This is a genomic window from Desulfurellaceae bacterium (assembly GCA_021296095.1).
Lineage (GTDB): Bacteria > Desulfobacterota > Binatia > Bin18 > Bin18 > JAAXHF01.
The window spans coordinates 1-4157 of record JAGWBB010000035.1; the positions used below are offsets into that span (position 1 = coordinate 1).

Annotated in this window: 4 protein-coding genes; 3 read left to right on the plus strand and 1 reads right to left on the minus strand. The window is 64.2% G+C overall.

All coding sequences use genetic code 11. The features are described 5' to 3' along the window. Positions 1-1257, minus strand: a 1257-nt coding sequence (locus tag J4F42_10150) for an Ig-like domain-containing protein (GenBank protein MCE2485860.1), incomplete at its 3' end; no start/stop codon positions are given. Positions 1258-1598: 341 nt separating this feature from the next. On the opposite strand from J4F42_10150, the gene J4F42_10155 reads away from it, so the two are divergent. The 3 genes from J4F42_10155 to J4F42_10165 all read left to right on the plus strand — a co-directional run. Continuing rightward, entirely contained in the window at positions 1599-2654 is a 1056-nt protein-coding gene (locus J4F42_10155; protein ID MCE2485861.1) for an ABC transporter ATP-binding protein, read from the plus strand. 104 nt (positions 2655-2758) lie between these two features. After that, positions 2759-3862 carry an ABC transporter substrate-binding protein gene (locus J4F42_10160; GenBank protein ID MCE2485862.1) on the plus strand — a complete coding sequence of 368 codons (1104 nt, stop codon included), beginning with the start codon at positions 2759-2761 and terminating at the stop codon, positions 3860-3862. Between the two features lie 12 nt (positions 3863-3874). Further along, a partial coding sequence (locus J4F42_10165) for a hypothetical protein (GenBank protein MCE2485863.1) occupies positions 3875-4157 on the plus strand: 283 nt, incomplete at its 3' end.

Consider the following 4157-nt stretch of genomic DNA (forward strand, 5'->3'; position numbering starts at 1 on the left):
TGTAGTCGTGAGGCCCACCTCGACGTCCACATCCGCGATGGCCGTGATGACCGGCGCCGCGTTGAGTCCACTGACCTGGTCCTTATTGTCGCGGCCCCAACACACCGCCTCGCCATCCGTCTTCAGCCCGCAGCCGTGATACTTCCCCACACTCACTCGGCTAAAGGCACCGTCGGGCGCGTCGCTGACCTGCTGATAGTGGTCGCGCCCCCAGCACTCCACCGTGTCATCCGTCCGCAGCCCGCAGCTGAAATCCCACCCCGCACTCACCCGGCTAAAGGTGCCGCTGGGCGTGTCGCTCACCTGCTGATGGTTGTTGCGCCCCCAGCACTCCACGCTGCCATCGAGCTTGACCCCGCAGCTGTGCCACATCCCCACACTTACCTGGCTAAACGTCCCGCTGGGCGTATCGGTCGTCTGGTTATGGTCGTTGCGGCCCCAGCACTCCACCGTGTGATCGGCCTTCACCCCGCAGCTGTGATTCCCCCCCGCACTCACCGACAGAAAGTCGGCGTCAGTGCTGCCGGCGGGTAGAGTAGTCTGCCCATAGTAGTCCCAGCCCCAGCAGGCCACCTTGCTAGTGGTCCGCACTCCGCAGCTGTGCTTGCGTCCCGCACTCGGCGCGAGCACAGGGGGGATCGAGGGGAGGGTGTTGGGGGGCCACGGGCTCAGCGTGATAGTGGGCGGAGTGGACTCGCCATCGCCGTCGCGGCCCCAGCAGGCCATCGTGTCATCGGTCCTCAACCCGCAGCCGTGATCCCCCCCCGCAGTCACCAAGAGAAAGGTGTTGCCGGTAGGCGTCTCGCTGACCTGGTCATAGGCGTCGTCGCCCCAGCACTCCAGCGTGCCATCGGTGTACAGCCCACAGCTGTGCTCCTCCCCCACACTCACCCCGCTCCACGCCGCATCGGCCGCCACCGTGACTCCGAAGGCTGCCGTGGTATCGGCTGCGCTCGTCCCGTCATCCGCCGTCACCGTGATCGTCGTCTCCCCCAGGGCCTCCCCGGTCACGGTCAGCGTCTGCGCATCCACGTCCACGGTCGCGATAGCCGCGTTGGACGAGGTCGCCGTGAGCGTGGACTCGTCTCCATCGGCGTCGGTGACGGCGACGGTAATCTCGGTCAGGCCGTCCACCCCGACAACCACGGGCGCGAGGGGGGCGAGGACGGGCGAGTCGGCCGCCGCCGGTACGACCCAACTACCAAGGACCAGCATGGTGACTACAAGACGGCTGACGGTCTGGAGGAGAGAGTGCATGAGTGACTCCTTCTTTGCTAGGACTAAAATGGATCCGCCTCGACAGCAGGCAGAGGCGTGGCTGTCAAGTAAAAACCAGGCCAGGGCGTCTGGTGGTACGCTCCGGAGGGGCCCCTTAGCCCGCTCCCTCCAGGGGCGGAGGGGGCAATCGGGCGGCGTCACTTTTTTCCAGTCGATATTAAAATAGCGGCGGCATTAAAATAGCGGCGGCCGAAAGACGCTGGGCACAACCGAACTTGACACCGCTCGCTCAAATAGGTCAGGATACCCCCACTTGTGTTGAGGTGAGTTGCCCGCCCCTCGGATGCCCGGCAGGTGGGCGACACAGGATCAACAGCCACATGGGTTCAACCGAAAACGCTCACGTCGAATTCGAGCGCGTCTGCAAGAGCTACGACGGACGGGTCCAAGTCGTGCGCGATCTCGACCTGAGCGTGCACGAAGGGGAGTTTCTGACCCTGCTCGGCGCCTCCGGCTCGGGCAAAACCACCTGCCTGATGATGCTGGCCGGCTTTGAGATGCTCACATCGGGCACCATCCGCATCCACGGCCGCTCAGTGCATGACCTGCCGCCGCGCCAGCGCGGCATCGGGGTGGTTTTTCAGAACTACGCGCTGTTTCCGCATATGACGGTAGGCGGCAACCTGGCGTTTCCGCTCGAAGTGCGCGGGCTCGACCCGGAGCAGATCCGGGAGCGCGTCCGGCGCGTGCTGCAACTTGTCCGCCTGGAAGGACTTGAGGAGAGGCGTCCCAGCGAGCTGTCCGGCGGCCAGCAGCAACGCGTGGCCATCGCCCGAGCGCTGGTGTTTGAACCCAGCCTGGTGCTGATGGACGAGCCGCTCGGCGCCCTCGATCGCCGTCTGCGTGAGGAAATGCAGTATGAGATTCGGCGCATCCAGCGTAGCCTGAGGGTGACGGTCGTCTACGTGACCCACGACCAGCAGGAAGCCATGGTGCTGTCGGACCGGGTGGCCGTCTTTCGCCGTGGCCGGATTGAGCAGATCGCCCCGCCTGAAACGCTCTACGAAGAGCCGGAACGCCCGTTCATGGCCAGCTTCATCGGTGAAAACAATCTGCTGCACGGGCGGGTCATCGGGGTCGAACGGGGTATCTCGCAGGTGGAGACCGGTGGCCAAGTCGTCCAAGCCTTCCAGGTCGCGGCGTGCAAACCGGGCGATCCTGTCACCCTCGCCATCCGTCCGGAGCGGGTCTGCCTCGCGCCCGAGCCGGAGCTGTACAGCAACAGATTTGAAGCCACTATCGAAGACATGACGTTCCTGGGCGATCACCTGCGCCTGCGGGTGGCCGTGTGCGGCCGCACGGACTTTATCGTCAAGATCCCGAATATCGTAGGCCACGGCGCCGTGCTCGAGGGAGACCGGGTCCACATCGGCTAGACGCCGACCGATTGCCGAGCCTTGGAGCCAGACGAGAAAGAGTAAACGTGTCCTCCAATAGACATGAGATGCTGGACACGTTTACTCTTTGAGGAGAGCGCACCGTGACGCCACTCCCAATCCGCCCGACGGTCCACGTCGTGGCAGTCGTTTTGCTGGCCGGGCTGAGTTGGAGCTGCCCGGCCACCAGCAGCGAATCGCTCACCGTAGCCTCCTGGGGAGGCTCCTACGACCGCGCCTGTCAGAAGGCGTATCACGAGCCATTCACCGCCGAGACGGGCACCAGGATCCGCCTGGAGTCCTATAACGGCGGATTGGCCCAGGTCCGCGCTCAGGTGGAGATCGGTAAGGTGTACTGGGACCTGATTGACCTGGAAACGGCCGACGTGGTGCGGGGCTGTGATGAGGGTCTACTGGAACCTCTCTCCAGTGCCGACCTGCTACCGGCGCCGGACGGGACACCCGCAGCGGAGGATTTCTTCCCCGGTATGCTCACAGAATGCGGCGTCGGTATGCTGTTCTACTCCACCGTGTATGCCTACAACTCCAAGCACCTGCCCGGTCCCAAACCGACAACGATCCGCGACTTTTTCGACCTAGAGCAATTCCCCGGCCGCCGCGGCATGCGCCGCAGTCCACTCGTCAATCTGGAGTTCGCGCTGATGGCCGACGGCGTGTCCGTGGATCAGGTGTATACGACGCTGAACACGCCGGAGGGCGTGAACCGGGCATTCCGCAAGCTCGATACGATCAAGGACCAGATCATCTGGTGGGAAGCCGGCGCACAGCCGCCGCAGATGCTGGCCGATGGCGAGGTCGTCATGAGCACGGCCTACAACGGCCGCATCTTCAACGCGCAGGTCCTGGAAAACCAGCCCTTTGTGATCGTCTGGGACGGCCAGGTGCTCGACCGTGGCATCCTCGGCATTGTCGCCGGTACGCCGAAGCTGGAAGCGGCCCGGAAGTTTCTCGCCTTCGCAACGCGGACCGAGTCCCTGGCCGCAGTCGGTCGCTATATCGCTTATAGTCCCGCCCGGCGGTCGGGAACAGCGCTGATTAGCACCCATCTCGAAACCGGTGTGGACATGCAGCCGCATATGCCGACCAGCCCCCAAAACGTCGCCCGCGCTCTGCACTACGACTGGGAATGGTGGAGAGACCACGGCGACGAGACGAACGAACGCTTTAGCGCATGGCTCGCTCGCTGAAAAAGAGTACACGTGCCCTCCAATAGACATACAGATGTTGGCACGTTTATTCTTTTCGGCCCGCAGCTCCGCGCCGTGGGGTTGGTCCTGCCCCTGGTGGCCTTTATTGGGCTGAGCTTCGTTGCGCCGCTAGCGACCATGCTGTCACGCAGCGTCTATGACCCGGTGGTCGCCGACGCGCTCCCCCGCACCCTCGGCCTGTTGCAGGACTGGGACGGCAAACGCACCCCGCCGGAGCCGGTGTTCGAGACGCTCGCAAACGAACTGCTCAGAGCCCACCAGGAACGCACCCTGG